This window comes from Vibrio sp. 10N.237.312.B06 (genome assembly GCF_041464685.1).
GTDB classification, from domain to species: Bacteria; Pseudomonadota; Gammaproteobacteria; order Enterobacterales; family Vibrionaceae; genus Vibrio; species Vibrio tasmaniensis_A.
Map to the genome: position 1 here is coordinate 1 of NZ_JBFSPI010000105.1, position 16,586 is coordinate 16,586.

General features: G+C 42.9%; 16 protein-coding genes and 1 tRNA gene. 7 read left to right on the top strand and 10 right to left on the bottom strand.

Features of this window, described 5'->3' with window-relative positions; genetic code table 11:
- Positions 1-143: 143 nt before the first annotated feature.
- Positions 144-815, top strand: a complete 672-nt coding sequence (locus tag AB6C75_RS20580) for a WYL domain-containing protein (RefSeq protein WP_372108994.1) — start codon at positions 144-146, stop codon at positions 813-815.
- 1,088 nt (positions 816-1,903) lie between these two features.
- On the opposite strand, the gene AB6C75_RS20585 is transcribed toward AB6C75_RS20580, so the two are convergent.
- The 4 genes from AB6C75_RS20585 to AB6C75_RS20600 all read right to left on the bottom strand — a co-directional run bounded on the left by AB6C75_RS20585 (position 1,904) and on the right by AB6C75_RS20600 (position 5,505).
- Positions 1,904-3,202 (bottom strand): hypothetical protein, encoded by a 1,299-nt coding sequence (locus tag AB6C75_RS20585; protein ID WP_372108996.1) that lies wholly within the window; start codon positions 3,200-3,202, stop codon positions 1,904-1,906.
- A 164-nt stretch (positions 3,203-3,366) separates the two neighbouring features.
- Positions 3,367-4,554, bottom strand: a complete 1,188-nt coding sequence (locus AB6C75_RS20590) for a tyrosine-type recombinase/integrase (protein ID WP_372108997.1) — start codon at positions 4,552-4,554, stop codon at positions 3,367-3,369.
- Between the two features lie 9 nt (positions 4,555-4,563).
- Complete coding sequence (locus AB6C75_RS20595) at positions 4,564-4,926, bottom strand: hypothetical protein (RefSeq protein WP_372108999.1); 363 nt, start codon at positions 4,924-4,926, stop codon at positions 4,564-4,566.
- Positions 4,927-5,007: 81 nt separating this feature from the next.
- The gene (locus AB6C75_RS20600; protein WP_265132839.1) at positions 5,008-5,505 is read right to left on the bottom strand and encodes a hypothetical protein; all 498 of its coding nucleotides are present in this window, start codon (positions 5,503-5,505) and stop codon (positions 5,008-5,010) included.
- 151 nt (positions 5,506-5,656) lie between these two features.
- Here AB6C75_RS20600 and AB6C75_RS20605 point away from each other — a divergent pair, with 151 nt between their 5' ends.
- Positions 5,657-6,064 (top strand): hypothetical protein, encoded by a 408-nt coding sequence (locus AB6C75_RS20605; RefSeq protein ID WP_265132840.1) that lies wholly within the window; start codon positions 5,657-5,659, stop codon positions 6,062-6,064.
- Positions 6,065-7,009: 945 nt separating this feature from the next.
- Here AB6C75_RS20605 and AB6C75_RS20610 read toward each other — a convergent pair.
- From AB6C75_RS20610 to rpsU, 5 genes are all read right to left on the bottom strand, one after another.
- Positions 7,010-7,085, bottom strand: a tRNA-Ile gene (locus tag AB6C75_RS20610).
- Between the two features lie 163 nt (positions 7,086-7,248).
- Positions 7,249-9,093, bottom strand: coding sequence for an RNA polymerase sigma factor RpoD (rpoD, locus tag AB6C75_RS20615; RefSeq protein WP_372109001.1), 1,845 nt, complete (start codon positions 9,091-9,093; stop codon positions 7,249-7,251).
- Positions 9,094-9,192: 99 nt separating this feature from the next.
- Positions 9,193-10,971 (bottom strand): DNA primase, encoded by a 1,779-nt coding sequence (gene dnaG / locus AB6C75_RS20620; RefSeq protein WP_372109003.1) that lies wholly within the window; start codon positions 10,969-10,971, stop codon positions 9,193-9,195.
- Positions 10,972-11,090: 119 nt separating this feature from the next.
- Positions 11,091-11,534 (bottom strand): GatB/YqeY domain-containing protein, encoded by a 444-nt coding sequence (locus AB6C75_RS20625; protein WP_009847797.1) that lies wholly within the window; start codon positions 11,532-11,534, stop codon positions 11,091-11,093.
- A gap of 25 nt (positions 11,535-11,559) precedes the next feature.
- On the bottom strand, positions 11,560-11,775 hold the full coding sequence (rpsU, locus tag AB6C75_RS20630) for a 30S ribosomal protein S21 (protein ID WP_004396009.1): 216 nt from the start codon (positions 11,773-11,775) through the stop codon (positions 11,560-11,562).
- Between the two features lie 258 nt (positions 11,776-12,033).
- On the opposite strand from rpsU, the gene tsaD reads away from it, so the two are divergent.
- Both tsaD and AB6C75_RS20640 read left to right on the top strand, forming a co-directional pair.
- Positions 12,034-13,050 carry a tRNA (adenosine(37)-N6)-threonylcarbamoyltransferase complex transferase subunit TsaD gene (gene tsaD / locus AB6C75_RS20635; protein ID WP_372109005.1) on the top strand — a complete coding sequence of 339 codons (1,017 nt, stop codon included), beginning with the start codon at positions 12,034-12,036 and terminating at the stop codon, positions 13,048-13,050.
- Between the two features lie 124 nt (positions 13,051-13,174).
- Positions 13,175-13,990 (top strand): alpha/beta fold hydrolase, encoded by an 816-nt coding sequence (locus AB6C75_RS20640; protein ID WP_372109007.1) that lies wholly within the window; start codon positions 13,175-13,177, stop codon positions 13,988-13,990.
- Positions 13,991-14,081: 91 nt separating this feature from the next.
- Here AB6C75_RS20640 and plsY read toward each other — a convergent pair whose 3' ends face one another.
- Positions 14,082-14,678 carry a glycerol-3-phosphate 1-O-acyltransferase PlsY gene (plsY, locus tag AB6C75_RS20645; RefSeq protein WP_009847793.1) on the bottom strand — a complete coding sequence of 199 codons (597 nt, stop codon included), beginning with the start codon at positions 14,676-14,678 and terminating at the stop codon, positions 14,082-14,084.
- A 138-nt stretch (positions 14,679-14,816) separates the two neighbouring features.
- Here plsY and folB point away from each other — a divergent pair, with 138 nt between their 5' ends.
- Genes folB through AB6C75_RS20660 form a run of 3 tightly spaced genes read left to right on the top strand, consistent with a single transcriptional unit; the run spans position 14,817 to position 16,474 of the window.
- Positions 14,817-15,176, top strand: a complete 360-nt coding sequence (folB, locus tag AB6C75_RS20650; protein WP_004735969.1) for a dihydroneopterin aldolase — start codon at positions 14,817-14,819, stop codon at positions 15,174-15,176.
- Positions 15,173-15,655: a 2-amino-4-hydroxy-6-hydroxymethyldihydropteridine diphosphokinase gene (gene folK, locus AB6C75_RS20655; RefSeq protein WP_065680179.1), complete on the top strand. Its 483-nt coding sequence runs from the start codon at positions 15,173-15,175 to the stop codon at positions 15,653-15,655. Before folB ends, folK begins: the two co-directional genes overlap by 4 nt.
- A 15-nt stretch (positions 15,656-15,670) precedes the next feature.
- Entirely contained in the window at positions 15,671-16,474 is an 804-nt protein-coding gene (locus AB6C75_RS20660; RefSeq protein WP_004735967.1) for an undecaprenyl-diphosphate phosphatase, read from the top strand.
- Positions 16,475-16,586 lie beyond the last annotated feature (112 nt).

Consider the following 16,586-nt stretch of genomic DNA (forward strand, 5'->3'; position numbering starts at 1 on the left):
CGAACGAGAAGGCACAGTGCTCTTGGGTACCTAAGCCCAATGAACTTTGAAAAGCGAAATGTCGCTTAGCTAAGTGTCCAGTCTGACTGGAGCAGATCAATCGAAAAGAAAATATTATTCACGACAGATCAAATAAGATAAATGTGATTAACCTTGAGAAGTATGTCCCATTACTTCCTATTGAAGCTGAGCAGGCATTAGGGATGTTAGCGCATGGTTTTAATAAGAATAAGATAGCAGATAGACCTTTGATATCTTACAGAAAAATTGGTGTTGTAAAAAATCAGTTAGATGTAAATGAGGTATCTAAAATTACTAGAGCGATTTCAAGTGAAAAAGCTATTGAGTGCTGTTACATCTCAGGAAGTAGTATTAAACATTGTGCTAGAGAATTAGCTCCAGTAGCTATTCTTTATGATGGTAAGAACTGGATTTTTAGAGCATATGATCGAAGTGAGAGTGGAGCGCATAAGTTTAAGAACTTTAATTTTGCTAGAGCAACTGAAGTTAAAGTAGTTGAACTAAATAATGGTGACGCAGCTCAACATGAAAAGCTTGCGGAAGATACCTTGTGGAATACACCATTACCTTTGTTTTTGGAACTTCATCATGAACTGAACGAAGCTCAAAAAGCCTCTATTCGCCGTGATTTTGGGATGTTACCAACAGACAATGAGCTATACCTTACAGAGAGTGCAGCATTAGTATGGATACTTACTAAATTATGGAATATTGATGTCAGCAATCATGATGAGAGTGATTTGTTTTTTAAATTCAAATTAAAGAATAAAGATATGATTGAACCATACTTATGATTGTTATGACTTCATAACCTCGACGGCGTCGTCGTACTAAATTCCCCCCATCATCCTCATCAACCCCGTCGTCGACGTCAGTAAACTCATGCGGGTAATCAGGTGATGTGATTTTGCTGGTGGATTTCGAAGTGATTCGGGGCGGGGTTACTATGTTGATTACAGTGCTGAAGCTTGGCTCATAATCGTTCGGTCCCCAGTTCAAATCTGGGAGGGGCCACCAAATTCCGATAAGGCTCATGAAGAAATTCATGGGCCTTTATCTTTTCTAGTCCTTTCCATATCCGGTCTTCGATTACTTCCTGTAAGCACGATTCCATTAGCGCCAGTGAAACACTCCACCTAATCACCACAGAACCCGTAAATCTATCTCAGGCTGATATCGACCATCAGTAAGCTCTCTCATCTGTACAACACGATTCTTCGCTAAATACATACCACTCAACACCAGAGTAGACCCCCAGAAAAATTTCCCGACTAAGCCAACAAAAATATAACCAACATTCCGTTCCATTAGGTTCAGTAATTTATATAGATATAGATGAGATACCTAAATGGAGTTCTAGCTGAGATCAGTCAGGAGACTCAGCACCGAAGATTAGAAACAGATGACTGTTGAACAATGATGACCGATTACCCTCAGTGGTAATCGGTCTGATACCTCTTAAGTGATTTAGGTTAGTAGTCAGCAGCAGTGAGCCTCAGAGCTAGAAACGAATGCTAATCACTGGACTGGTATTCATACTGAAATCGGTAATCTCAACGCTAGGAGTGGTTCTAGGGTGAATCTCGTATGCGTTAGGGTGAGAAGTTGGGTTAGTCGAATGGGTTGGTGTAATCAGATGGAAATCTAGAGTGTGAATCCCGTCGACGACGACGGCAATAGACCTAAAATCAGGGTGAAAGACCGGACTAGGACCGGACCGACGCCGCCGTCAACGAAACCTAGGGAAAGTAATTACTGAAGAAATCAGGTAGAACAAAGGCTAGAGAGAGATTACAGGGTCAGTCTAGAGAGACCGACCCAGCGACTTAGGATTTTAGGATGGTTAGTGGGGGGGATGGTATCAGTGAGTAGAGGGGGACGTCTAATTTCTGTTCGCTAAACTACCACTGCTCGTTTCGTGGGAGACACTATCTACTAAACTTAGGTAATTAGGTGTACCTTTTAAAGATTTCATACTGTTGTGAAATCTTTTTTGCATATGCAATAGTTGCGATAAGGCATTATTATCTAGTAACTTAGGAAAAAGCAGTACTGCGTCTTTATTACCATAGAAGTCACTTACATAATAGGTATCAATACCACTAAACAAAAACGGGTCTTGATGAGTTGCCACCCAGTTTGCGAAACGAGGAGCTAATTCATCAGCTCTTCCATTCTCATACTCAATGTAGATATTGAGTAGATATAAGTAAGCCAAACATGCATCTCTCTCGGACGTCAACCGAGTGTCAGTGCTGGGATAATATGAATTCACCATTGCTAAAGCATCATTATATAACTTTCTTGCTAAGGTGAATTTTTCTTTCTCACTTGAAATTAGATACTTAAAAGAAGCATTCATCTTTCCTAGTAGTCTAGGCTCGATCTTGTTACGTTCAACTTTAGTTGGAATTACTTTTACATACCCTGAAATGTTTCGAGTGTCTTTATATATTTTTTCACCTATTACTAAGTTGATAGCATTCTTAAGCAGATTCGAAGACATAGTTGCTTCATCGATGGAGAATGCGACGCTCATAGGAATGTCTGGTTCAAAAATAGCATAGCCTTTGTTCTTCAGCTCTTGGGCATGGCTAAAGTTACTAGGGACAATAAATTTAGAGGTTAGCTTAGGTAATTCTACTTGCCCCTTAGGTCTGGGAATAACCTCTCTCAAAATATCTATTGCTGGGTTATCAGGAGTGGCAATTTGCAGTAGGCCCGATAATGTATCGAACAGTTGTTCATTAGCTTCATCAATTGGCCTTAAGTTAAATGAAACCTCAATATTTTTTATATCTAATAGGGGCTCGGAGCTCACTATAATACTATAGTTGCTATTTATGGATGTCTTTTGTTTTTCTGGTTTAAGTAGGCTCCTACTTACAGTTGAGTAAACACTTGAGCCACCTTTTCTGTCATTAAAAGTAACCTCTATTTCAACAACTCTAGGTTGCTTCGTTAGCTCTTCAGATAGGACAACCTCATGAAGAAAGAGAGAAATCCTATCGCTGTTACTAATACTTTTTTCTATCTGTTTCCCTATTCCTTTGCTGACCTCAAAAAAATTATCAAAAACAGGACTAGTTTCTTGTCCGCAAGCCAATGAACTAACTAAAAGACAAGTACTTGCCAGTAAAGATTGCTTAAACTTTACTGTTTGCAAAGTGAATTTATACATCTTTTCATCCTTACCCAACTAAACTCATAATTCTAATTTATATTAAACTTGAGAAACATAATTAATTCAATTGATAAGTTGTGCCGCTAGATCACCGTCTCATTGATGTAAGGATCTGTAAGCGAAATGCCAGCCAGTAGTTCTACTGGCTGTTTCTGATTTCCCTAACTACTCACATCCCCTACCAACTCTGACACATTAGCACTTACCTCCCTCAACCTAGAACTAGCCAAATGAGCATAACGAGTCGAAGTTTGGGGGCTTTGATGCCCAAGTAGATGCTGAACATCATAGAGCGTGGCGTTACCACTGTTTATAAGGATCGAGGCGAATGAATGCCTGAGGTCATGAATGCGGAAATCATCGTAGATGCCTGCTGCTTTCTTGATTCTAGCGAATGCCTTCTTTGGATGTGCGATAGGTCTACCGGGTGCGTCTCCGGCAAAGATATAGGGGTTCTTACGTATCTGAAATCGTCGCTGGTCATGTATTACCTCCTTAGCTAAATTATTGAGTAAGACCGTCCTTGATAACCCCGACTTTGTGTGCGGTAGGAATAGGCTCCAATTGCCGTCGTCGTCGACGGTAAGACAGTCCCATTTAGAGCTGGTTATTTCACCAATTCTCATTCCGGTAAGCAGGGCAAATTTTAAGGCATTTCCTTGGGTGCGATTGGGCTCCTCGTTGCATGCCTTGATGAAAGATGAAACTTCTTTGCGGTTCAGGAATCTGTTTCTTAGATTGTTCTCCTTGAGCTTCCTTATGTACTGTCCCGGATTCTTATCCACAAATCCCCATTCTATTGATAATCTAAAGATCCTAAGGACTAGGGAACGCAATCTATTTACCGTGGAAGGCTTCCTTGTTTCTAAGACCCCATCGAGTAGCTTTTGAATATCTTGTTGATTGATATCGGTGATGCTTTTCTTGCCCCATTTCGGGTAGAAATGAAGCTTTAAGTTACCGACATCATTCTTAGCAGTGAGCTTGTTCATACGAGCGTAGGGTAAGTAGTGTTCTTCCGCAAATTCTTGAAAACTTAGTACATTGGATTTTTCATCCCTCATTGCCTTGGGATCATTTCCCAGTGCTATCTCTCGCTTGTGATCATTAGCTATCTGCCTAGCAGTGTTGATATCTAGCGCAGGGTATTCACCTAATTGGAGAGATTTTTTCTTACCAAAATAGGTGTACCTGAATAGGAACCTGCGTCTCCCTTGTCTGTTGATTATAATTTTCAGGCCGCTACAGAGCTCATCCGTATACTCAGTTTCTTTACTTCGACTTGTCGACGGCGTCGGCGGTAATGAATCGAGTTGGCGCTTATTGAATTTGAACTTACGTGATTGCATCAGTCCCCCTTACTCATCAGAGATTGAGAAATGCTGATGCAATTCAGTACGGAGTGTCTTAGGCATCAGTAGGTAGATACCCTTACCACTGTCCTCGACAATGCTTAGGGATATAGAAGCTCCGTAATCTAGAGCATCTTCGAATTCGGTATAGGCTAGGGCTCGTTTCAGCAGTTCGATATCGTCGACGACGACAGCGTATAGCTCATTAATTGATGTGAGGAACCAGAGTTCACATTGCAGTTCATCCCACGCCTGTTGGGTTTCTGTTTCATCGTGGAATGGTTCAGTGAGTATGGCTTTGACTTGGTCTTGCAGGGTTGTAGTGGTTGGTAGGGTTGTGGCTTGTTGAAGGTTGGTTATTTTTAGCATGACTAACTCCATATTATTGATAACATAGAGTTAATATGTGTTTTATTTAGCTAATATTTCGATTTCCATTGAACGGGGGATCTATTTGTTTAAAGAACATGGTTTATAATCGTATTGGTATCGATCAAACACATAGTCCTTACCGCTCCATTGCAAAATAGGGAAACAAAAACTGGGACCACCTACCTCTATCTCAGGCCAAGAACTAAATTCCTCATGTGCAATAAATTTGGGTATGCCAACCCCTTTAGCTATGACTTTCCATTTCATATTGGGCAACTTGCTGAGGAGGGTATAATGGTACCCTACATTGCCATAGCAATACGAGCTAGATTGCATTATCAGGACTTCTGGTTTTTTATCATGGTTTAAATCTAGTACCATGTCGATTTCTCCAGCGGAAGTAACGCTCGTATCGTCACAATCATTGCGCCAAAAATTTTGATTTAAGAGATACCCTGCCGCAATAAAGGCTGATTCTTTTTCCTTGTAGTTAAGTGGTTCAGCAAATGATTTGTGACTCAGCATTGACAGAAAAATGACGTGGAAAATTTTCCTGATTATTAAATTTGATGGCATTTTATAATCCCGACTTCACCTTTTTTAAGTTTTAGAACTGCGTTGATTTTATAATGAGATTACCATTTGATGTTAATTTTATTTATCTTATACTTGCGCAAGCAATTTATTATATAAACCTGATTTCAAGAAAATCAATGCAGGAAGGTTAATGAAAAAAATTCTTTTGATTTTGATGGTGATTTCATCGAGTGGAAATGCCGCCGACACCGTTAAATATGATGAAAAAAGGCATCTATTCTGCGAACTAACATCACTTACTCCAAAATTAAGAGATTTGGCTGTGGGAGATATCAAAGATGGCTGGTTGAGAATTAAAGAAGATTACTACTACTCAATTGAAATTGGTGGGTGGGTCATTTCTAGTTATGGCTCTAATGATGGTACAGATATTTCTAATAACTCAAAGACCTTATTTATTAAAGATTACATCGGATTAGCTAAACTAAATAAAAAAACAGGTCGTATTGTTATGAATTACTCTACGCCAGATATGTCTCAGAAGCTCAGATGGTCGTGTAACATTGGCAGGAATGAACCCAAAAATACGGATATGTAACAGCCTCGAACTGATCCCCACATCACTCCCAACGCCTAAAATCCTAAGTCGCTGGGTCGGTCTCTCTAGACTGGCCCTATAATCTCTCTCTAGCCCTTGTTCTACCTAACTTCTTCAGTAATTACTTTTCCTAGGTTTTGTTGACGGCGTCGTCGGTCCGGTCCTAGTCCGGTCTTTCGATTCAATTCTAGGGTTGATAAAGTTAGGGAAATTACCGAACGGATTCATTAGTTATTTCAGAACCAACCCTAGTAACCCTGTTAACCCTTCCAACTCCGACATCCCTGACATCCCCATCAACCCCGTCGGCGACATTATCCTGCTAGATTTCCATCTGATTCCACTGCCCCAACTTCTCGCCCTAACTCATACGGGATTCGCCCTAGAACCACTCCTAGCGTTGAGATTACCGATTTCAGTATGAATACCAGTCCAGTGATTAGCCTTCGTTTCTAGCTCTGTGGTTCACTGCTGCTGACGACTAACCTCAATCACTTAAGAGATATCAGACCAATTACCACTGAGGGTAATTGGTCATCATTGTTCAACAGTCATCTGGTTCTAATCTTCGGTGCTGAGTCTCCTGACTGATCTCAGCTAGAACTCCATTTAGGTATCTCATCTATATCTATATAAATTACTGAATCTAATGGAATGGAACGGAATGTTGGTTATATTTTTGTTGGTTTAGTCGGGAAGTTTTTCTGGGGTTCTATTCTGGTGTTGAGTGGTATGTATTTAGCGAAGAATCTTGCTGTACAGATAAGAGAGGTTACTGATGGTTGATATCAGCCTGAGATAGATTTACGGGTTCTGTGGTGATTAGGTGGAGTGTTTTAGTGGCGCTAATGGAATCTTGCTTACAGGAAGTAATCGAAGACCGGATATGGAAAGGACTAGAAAAGATAAAGGCCCATGAATTTCTTCATGAGCCTTATCGGAATTTGGTGGCCCCTCCCAGATTTGAACTGGGGACCGAACGATTATGAGTCGTGCGCTCTAACCACTGAGCTAAGGGGCCGTAGGGCATAGATTATAGGGGAACCAATCAATGGTGTCTAGACACTATGAGGGGCAATTCCGCTTACATCTTAGCCACTTAAATCACGTAGGCACAAAAAAGGTGAGCCAACGCTCACCTTTTTTATTTTATGCTTAAAAGCTAACCACACTAAAGCGTGTAATTACTCGTCTAGGAAGCTACGCAGAGTTTCTGAGCGGCTTGGGTGACGAAGTTTACGCAGTGCTTTAGCTTCGATCTGACGGATACGTTCACGAGTTACGTCGAACTGTTTACCAACCTCTTCAAGAGTGTGGTCAGTGTTCATGTCGATACCGAAACGCATACGCAGTACTTTCGCTTCACGAGGAGTTAGGCCTGCAAGAACGTCTTTAGTTGCACCGCGCAGGCTTGTTGCCGTTGCAGAGTCTAAAGGCAGTTCTAGCGTTGTATCCTCGATGAAATCACCTAGGTGCGAATCTTCGTCGTCACCGATTGGTGTCTCCATTGAGATAGGCTCTTTAGCAATTTTCAGTACTTTACGGATCTTGTCTTCAGGCATTTGCATGCGCTCAGCCAACTCTTCCGGAAGCGGTTCACGACCCATCTCTTGTAGCATTTGACGAGAGATACGGTTTAGTTTGTTGATCGTTTCGATCATGTGAACCGGAATACGGATAGTACGAGCTTGGTCGGCAATCGAACGAGTGATTGCTTGACGGATCCACCACGTAGCGTAAGTAGAGAACTTGTAACCACGACGGTATTCAAACTTATCTACCGCTTTCATCAGACCGATGTTACCTTCTTGGATTAGATCCAGGAATTGTAGACCACGGTTTGTGTACTTCTTAGCAATCGAGATTACTAGACGTAAGTTCGCTTCAACCATCTCTTTCTTCGCACGACGAGCTTTCGCTTCACCGATAGACATACGACGGCTGATATCTTTGATGCTTTGAACAGTAAGAGACGTTTCACGTTCGATGATATCCAGCTTTTGGATAGAGCGACGGATGTCGTGTTCGTTACGTTTGATCTTTTCTGCGTATGGCTTGTCTGAAGCAAGAACTTCGTCCAACCATGCTTCGCTAGATTCATTGCCAGTAAATAGAGCAATGAAAGATTTCTTCGGCATTTTGCCGTACTCAACCGTTTGACGCATGATTAGGCGTTCTTGAGTACGTACGCGATCCATTGAAGTGCGCAGTTCGTTTACTAGGTAATCAAACTGTTTTGGCGTCAGACGGAACTCTTTGAATACGTCTTGCATCATTGTTGTTGCAAGCGTTGCTTTCGGGCTTTCGTGGCCGTATTCATTGATTGCTAGTTGACGGTTTTGGTAGCTAGTGCGAAGCGCTGTGAATTTCTCAAGAGCAAGCTCAGGATCAATACCTGTATCTTCCTCTTCTTCTTCCTCGTCGTCTTCTGCTTCTTCTTTGTCTTCGTCTTCTAGAGCAGTTTTAGCGAGCTCTGAACCGATGTGAGTCGCCGTTGGCGCAGCTGTGCCATCGTCGTCTGGGTCAACAAAGCCATTAATTAGATCTGTTAAGCGAATCTCTTCAGCGAGTACGCGGTCAAACTGTTCCAAGATGTATGGAATCGTGCCTGGGTACTCAGCGACAGATAATTGAACGGTATTGATACCATCTTCAATACGCTTCGCAATGTCGATTTCGCCTTCACGAGTCAGTAGTTCAACTGTACCCATTTCACGCATGTACATACGAACTGGGTCAGTTGTACGGCCAATCTCGCTTTCTACGCTTGAAAGCGCAGCAGCAGCAGCTTCAGCTGCATCTTCATCTATATTGGCATCGTCATCATTAAGTGCTAGATCATCAGCGTCAGGTGCAGTTTCTACTACCTTGATACCCATGTCATTGATCATTTGAATGATGTCTTCTACCTGTTCAGAATCCACGATTTCTGCAGGTAGGTGGTCGTTTACTTCGGCGTAGGTCAGATAGCCTTGTTCCTTGCCTTTAATAACAAGTAATTTTAGCTGTGACTGCGGATTTTGATCCATAGATGATATCCAACTTCAGGTCTGGTGAAGGACGTTGCATTCTCAAATGCAAACCAATTATGTTAACAAATTTATTAAATGCTGACTAATCAAACAGGGTTACGCTTTTAGATCTAGCATTAAAGCTAGTAGCTCCCTTTTTTCTTCGGCTGATAAACCGACACTTCTTGCTTTGGCCTGCAGGTTTTCAATTTGTTTTTCAACGCACTGGGCAAGGATATTGTCCAATGAGTCTAAAAATATGTCTTCTTGATTGTCTTCGTCGAGGGGGATTTCCCAGCTCGCGAGACGAGACAGAAGCGCCTCATGTTTATTGTGTCGCCAATGCTCTAATAATTGGCCTGTGTTGATATGGGGATGCGCATGGCATTTATCAAGTACTTCGACGAATAAACTTAGCCCAGGCAACTGTAAGCCTTTGACACTTGATAAATCCGGTACCATATCAGCATAGCTCGGATTTTGGATAAGCAAAGCGATAACTTCACGCATTGGAGTGCGCTTCAGCTCTTTATGCGGTTGAGGTTTGACGGGCTCTCTGTTACTAGAAGCCCCTTGTCGCTTTAATTCCAAAAGAAATTTATCAACCTGGTCGTTACTCCAGCCTACTCTTAATGCGAGTTCGTTCCATAGATAAGCTTTTAGGGAAGGATCTTTGGTTTTATCTAGCAGAGGGGCAGCTAGAGTAACTACATGTCTTTTACCTTCTCGACTGCTGTTATCTACAACTCTTTCAAGTATGTCCTTTAATAAGAAATCAGGTAGGGAAAGAGCATTATTCATCTCTATCTCAAGCCTTTCTTTTCCATATGTTCTAACAAAAGAGTCAGGATCTTCACCGTCAGGTAAGAACATTACTTTTAGAGTTTTATTAGTATTCAAATACTCTAAGGCATGTTCCATTGCGCCGCGAGCAGCTTTCTTGCCTGCGTTATCACCATCAAATGAACAAATTACAGTACTAGTTTGTCTAAATAAGGTTTGCAGGTGCTCATTAGAGCTTGCCGTACCTAGTGTACCAACCGCGTAATCGACACCATATTGCGCGAGTGCCACGACATCCATGTAACCTTCAACCACAAGTATTTGCGGCGGTTCACGGTAGGCTTGCAGCACTTCATAAAGGCCGTAAAGCTCTTTACCTTTATGGAAGATAGGCGTTTCTGGTGAGTTGAGGTATTTGGGTGTGCCGTCTTCTAATACACGACCACCAAAACCAATCACACGGCCACGATGATCACGAATCGGGAACATTACGCGTCCACGGAATCGGTCGTATCGGTTACCTTTATCGTTCTCGATTAGCATGCCGCCAGTCACGAGCATGTCTTGGGCTTCTTTTTGTTGGCCAAAGTTCTTACGAACCAAGTCCCATTCATCAGCGACGTAGCCAATGCCAAATTTCTGTACGATTTCACCAGAAAGACCGCGATTTTTTAGGTAATCAATCGCAGGTTTGTTAGCTGAGATTTTCAGCTGAGAGCGGTAAAAATTACTGATGCCGCCCATCAAATCGTAGAGGTTACGTTTTTGTTCGCTGTTGGCTCTTGGCGCCGTGGATATTTCACCGCTGCGCTGTTCTCTAGGAACATCAAGTCCTAAAAATGAGGCCAGCTCTTCAATCGCTTCAACAAAATCGAGACGTTCGAACTCCATAATGAAGTCGATAGCATTGCCGTGTACGCCACAACCAAAGCAGTGATAAAACTGTTTTTCTTGGCTTACGCTGAAAGAAGGGGTCTTTTCGTTGTGAAATGGGCAACAAGCACCATAGTTTTTGCCTTTTTTCTTAAGTTTCACGCGTGCGTCCACAATATCGACAATGTCGAGACGCGCTAGGAGATCATCGATGAAACTACGCGGGATGTGTCCTGCCATAAAACCTTAGAAAAGTGCACTAACTGAGAGTGTGGATAATAATAGTTTGAATAGGTTACAGATACAAACAAGCCGTGCGTTCCGAAGGATTGCACGGCTTGTTGCAATTTGATTTGGGATTAAGCGAGTTTAGAACGAACTAAACCACTAACTTTACCCATATCTGCACGCCCTTGAATTTGTGGTTTCAAGATAGCCATTACTTTACCCATGTCTTGCATGCCCGCAGGTTGAGCTTCTGCAATTGCGCTATCAAGTAGTGCAATAACTTCTTCTTCAGTTAGCGGTTGAGGCATAAAGCCTTCAAGTACCGTAATTTCTGCTTTTTCCACGTCAGCAAGATCTTGACGATTTGCCGATTCATATTGAGCAACAGAATCGCGACGTTGCTTAACCATTTTAACTAATATAGCAATAATGTCGTCGTCGTTCAGAGTGATCCGTTCGTCAACTTCACGTTGCTTAATTGCTGAAAGAGCTAAGCGGATAGTGCCAAGGCGCGGTTTGTCCTTGGCTTTCATCGCTAATTTTTGCTCTTCTTTGAGTTGTTCAATAAGAGCCATAACTCAGTCCTTATGGATTAAGTTATTAGTACAGACGAACGCGACGTGCGTTTTCGCGAGCTAGCTTTTTAGCGTGACGCTTTTGAGCTGCTGCTTTAGCGCGTTTGCGAACTGTAGTTGGCTTTTCGTAATGCTCACGACGACGCACTTCAGAAAGGATACCTGCTTTTTCACAAGAGCGCTTGAAACGACGTAGTGCAACGTCGAACGGTTCGTTTTCACGTACTTTAACTATTGGCATATGCCTTTCACCTCAGGGGTTATTCATTATCGCTGGTTACTCAGTACCAAATCAGAGAAGTTACCCATCGAGCTAACTCTCTATTCGCGTTTGGCCATTAACCAGCTTGATCAAAAATGGTGCGGAATTTTAATCCGATCACAGTGGCTTTGTAAAGCACTTTGTCGATTATAGTCTGTACAATATTTGTTTGAAGAGCTTAGGCAGGGTAATATTGCGCTAATTTCCCATTTTAGACGAAAGCGTGCCGAGAAAATTATGCGCATTATTGGTATTGAAACCTCTTGTGATGAAACAGGAATCGCAATTTATGATGATGAGCAAGGGCTGCTTTCTCATCAGTTATACAGCCAAGTAAAGCTGCACGCCGATTACGGTGGTGTGGTACCTGAGCTAGCGTCGCGTGACCACGTAAAAAAAACCATTCCACTGATTAAAGCGGTATTGGCAGAAGCGAACCTAACGTCGAAAGATATTGATGGCGTGGCTTACACAGCTGGCCCTGGTTTGGTTGGTGCATTGCTTGTGGGCGCAACGATTGGTCGCAGTATTGCCTATGCGTGGGGCGTGCCTGCTGTGCCAGTGCACCATATGGAAGGTCACCTTCTTGCGCCAATGCTAGAAGATAATCCTCCACCATTCCCATTTGTTGCTCTGCTGGTTTCTGGCGGTCATACTATGATGGTAGAAGTGAAAGGCATTGGTGAATACCGAATTCTTGGTGAATCGATTGATGATGCGGCGGGTGAAGCGTTTGATAAAACCGCGAAGCTAATGGGCTTAGATTACCCAGGTGGTCCACTGTTATCTCGACTCGCAGAAAAAGGCACGCCAGGTCGTTTTAAGTTCCCACGTCCAATGACCGATCGTCCGGGTCTAGATATGAGCTTTTCGGGCTTGAAAACGTTCGCGGCAAATACCATTCGTGCTAATGACAATGATGACCAAACTCGTGCTGACATCGCTTATGCGTTCCAAGAAGCGGTTTGTGCGACCTTGGTAATCAAGTGTAAGCGTGCGTTGGTAGAGACGGGTATGAAACGTATCGTGATTGCTGGCGGTGTGAGTGCCAACAAACAACTACGAGTTGAGCTTGAAGCATTAGCCAAGAAAATCGGTGGAGAGGTGTACTACCCACGCACTGAGTTCTGTACAGATAACGGTGCGATGATCGCTTATGCGGGCATGCAGCGCCTGAAGAATGGTGAAACGGCTGATTTATCTGTCCATGCCACACCGCGTTGGCCAATTGACCAGCTAGAGCCGATTGTTTAATCATAACCAATCGCCAAATAAACCATAGTATTTCGATAAACGGTCGCTGAGTGCGGCCGTTTTTATATCCTAGCTTACCGACTGTATGTCGATAAATAATTGCTGATAGAGATTAGGGAAGAAAATGAACAAGTTCACAGTAGACAATCAATCGATGGCGTACCTAGATGAAGGTCAAGGCCCTGTTGTTGTATTAGGCCACAGCTACCTTTGGGACAGTGCAATGTGGAAGCCGCAGATCGATGCATTAAAAACTCAGTATCGCTGTATTGTTCCAGAGCTTTGGTCTCATGGTGAATCACAAGCCGCGCCGAGCTCGATGCGCAACTTAAAAGATTACGCTCAACACATTTTGGATCTACTTGATCATTTAGAAATCGAAGAATTTTCCGTAGTAGGTTTATCGGTTGGCGGTATGTGGGGAACCGAGTTAGCGGAACTTGCACCTGCACGTATTAAATCTTTAGTTCTAATGGATACCTTTGTTGGTTTAGAACCAGAAGTTGCTCATGCTAAATACTTCAGCATGTTAGACACCATTACTCAAACCAAGATGGTTCCTCAACCGATTGTTGAAGCGGTTGTTCCATTGTTCTTTGCAAATGATGCTCAAACAAACACGCCAACTTTAGTGGAAGGCTTTACTCAGAAATTATCGGCTCTTAAGGGTGAGAACGCTGAAGAAGTGGCTCGAGTCGGTCGAATGGTCTTTGGACGTCGCGATATGATTGAAGCAGTAGAGAGCTTTGCACTGCCGGTTTTGATCGCTGTAGGGCAAGAAGACAAACCACGTCCGGCACTTGAGTCATACCTAATGAACGATTGTATTACGGGCAGTGAGTTAGTGGTGATTCCTGATGCTGGTCATATTAGTTCGCTAGAGCAACCAGAGTTTGTGAACACAATGCTGAAGACGTTTTTAGATAAACATCTGCTGTAAGCTTTAGATATTGAATAGTATTGCTCGACAGAGATTTACGTTGGTTTAAACGTATCTCAATTTAAAAATGGATCGGCTTAGACATGACAGTTTAAGCCGATTTTTTTTGCCCGAGTTTTGGTTCGCTGCCATCGAGTAGGCGGCGGATATTCTGATGGTGACGTAGGACGATCAAACAACACAACATGGCCACAGGCAGTGTGTATTGAGGTTTGACTAACCAAGCGTAGAAAGGTGCGAGCAACACAGTAACCAGTGCAGCTAAAGAAGAATAACGAAACAAAAATGCCACAACTAACCAGGTCGCCATGATCATGCCTGTTAGATCGAATCCAATTGGGGCGATAGCTCCGAGTGCGGTTGCGACGCCTTTACCACCTTTAAAGTGGAAGAATATTGGATACATATGACCAAGGCAGGCTGCGATCGCCACAACACCTAAAATGATGGGATCGATCTTGAGGTAGTAGCCAAGCCAAACAGGAATGGTGCCTTTAAGCATGTCACAAAGCAGGACGGCCGCAGCGGCGCCTTTGCCACCCACGCGAAGCACATTGGTGGCTCCGGGGTTATTGGACCCCACAGTTCTTGGGTCAGGAAGTCTTAAGACTCGGCATATCAAGACCGCACTAGAGATTGAACCTAGTAAATAGGCAGCAATAATCATGATGAGTGCCAATGGGGTCATGTTTTTCCTTAAACAGTTATAAGCCTAACGATGGGAAAATAATGCTCAATCTAAGAGTAATTGATATCATATCTGGAATTACGCAAATAATACGTTTTTTTCCCCGGTATGGGTATCCGACCTCTAAAAGGACAAGTCATGGCACTGGATAAAGTTTTCATTGAACAGCTAGAAGTAATTACAACGATCGGTGTTTACGATTGGGAACAAGAGATTAAACAAAAACTTGTGCTTGATATTGAAATGGCTCATGACAATCGCCCAGCAGGTAAGAGTGATGATGTTGTCGATGCTTTGGATTACTCGACAGTCAGCACTGCCGTACTTGACCACATTGCGAATGGCCGATTCCTATTAGTTGAGCGTGTGGCAGAAGAAGTCGCTGAATTGATTATGACTCAGTTCTCAGTGCCTTGGATTAAAATTCGTCTAGCGAAGCCTGGCGCAGTACCACAAGCAAAAGCCGTGGGTGTGATCATCGAAAGAGGTCAAGCATGACAATAGCCTATGTTGGTGTTGGCACGAACATAGACCGCGACAAGCATGCAAGGGTGGCATGGACAGAGCTTCAATCATTAGGAACTAACCTTAAATGCTCTAAGATCTATCACTGTGAGCCTGTGGGGTTTAAAAGCCACTCGTTTTATAACTTTGTGGTTGAGATCGACACATCACTCTCATTGACTGAATTTTCACAGCAGCTCCGTGAAATTGAGTTTAAATGGGGTCGCCCTCAAGATGCCCATAAGCTTCAAGATCGAAAGCTCGATCTTGATATTGTGCTGTTTGGAGAGGTGGTATCAGAGAGCGATCCAGAATTACCACGCAGTGATATCTATAAATATCCTTTTGTAACACAACCACTTTATGATCTTTGTCCTGCGAGAGTGATCCCGCAAGATGGAAGAAACGTCAGTGAAATATGGCAGAAGATGCAGCAATTAGACACGCTCTCTGTCGTAGATATAACACTATAATTTTTAAGGTAAGTAATGAGTTATTTTGAAGCGTTTATGTTGGCGTTGGTGCAAGGCTTTACTGAGTTTTTACCTATTTCCAGTTCTGCACACTTAATCCTTCCTTCTGCTGTTTTAGGTTGGGAAGATCAAGGCTTGGCTTTTGATGTGGCTGTCCACGTTGGTACTTTGGCAGCCGTGGTTATCTATTTCCGTAAAGAAGTGGTCTCTCTGTTGAGCGCATTCTTTGGTTCAGTGTTTAAAGGCGATCGCAGTAAAGAAGCGAAGTTAGCGTGGATGATCATTCTCGCGACGATTCCTGCGTGTATCTTTGGTTTGTTGATGAAAGATATTGTTGAGCTTTACTTGCGCAGTGCATGGGTGATAGCGACGACCACCATTATCTTTGGTCTGTTGCTATGGTGGGTGGATAAGAACTCAAGCCTGCGTGATGACGAATACCAAGCGGGTTGGAAAAAGGCGCTGTTTATTGGTCTTGCTCAAGCAATGGCGATCATCCCAGGTACGTCTCGCTCTGGCGCAACGATTACCGCAGCACTTTACCTTGGTTTCACACGTGAAGCGGCGGCTCGATTCTCTTTCTTGATGTCTATCCCAATCATCACTCTGGCTGGTGGTTATTTGGGCCTGAAGTTAGTGACCAGTGGTGATCCAATCCATGTTGGTACTTTGCTAACGGGAATCGTGGTTTCTTTCATTAGTGCTTATATCTGTATTCACTTCTTCTTGAAGCTTATCTCTCGTATGGGTATGACGCCGTTTGTTATTTACCGCTTGATTTTAGGTTTTGGTCTATTCGCTTTCTTGATGATGCAGTAGCGCTCGACTTACGAAGACACATGTATGGTCCTACAGATTGAAACGGAAAAACCCGCCTAATAGCCAACACCTATCATTTAAGGTGTTTAGATCGCACAGTGTAGCGAGTCTT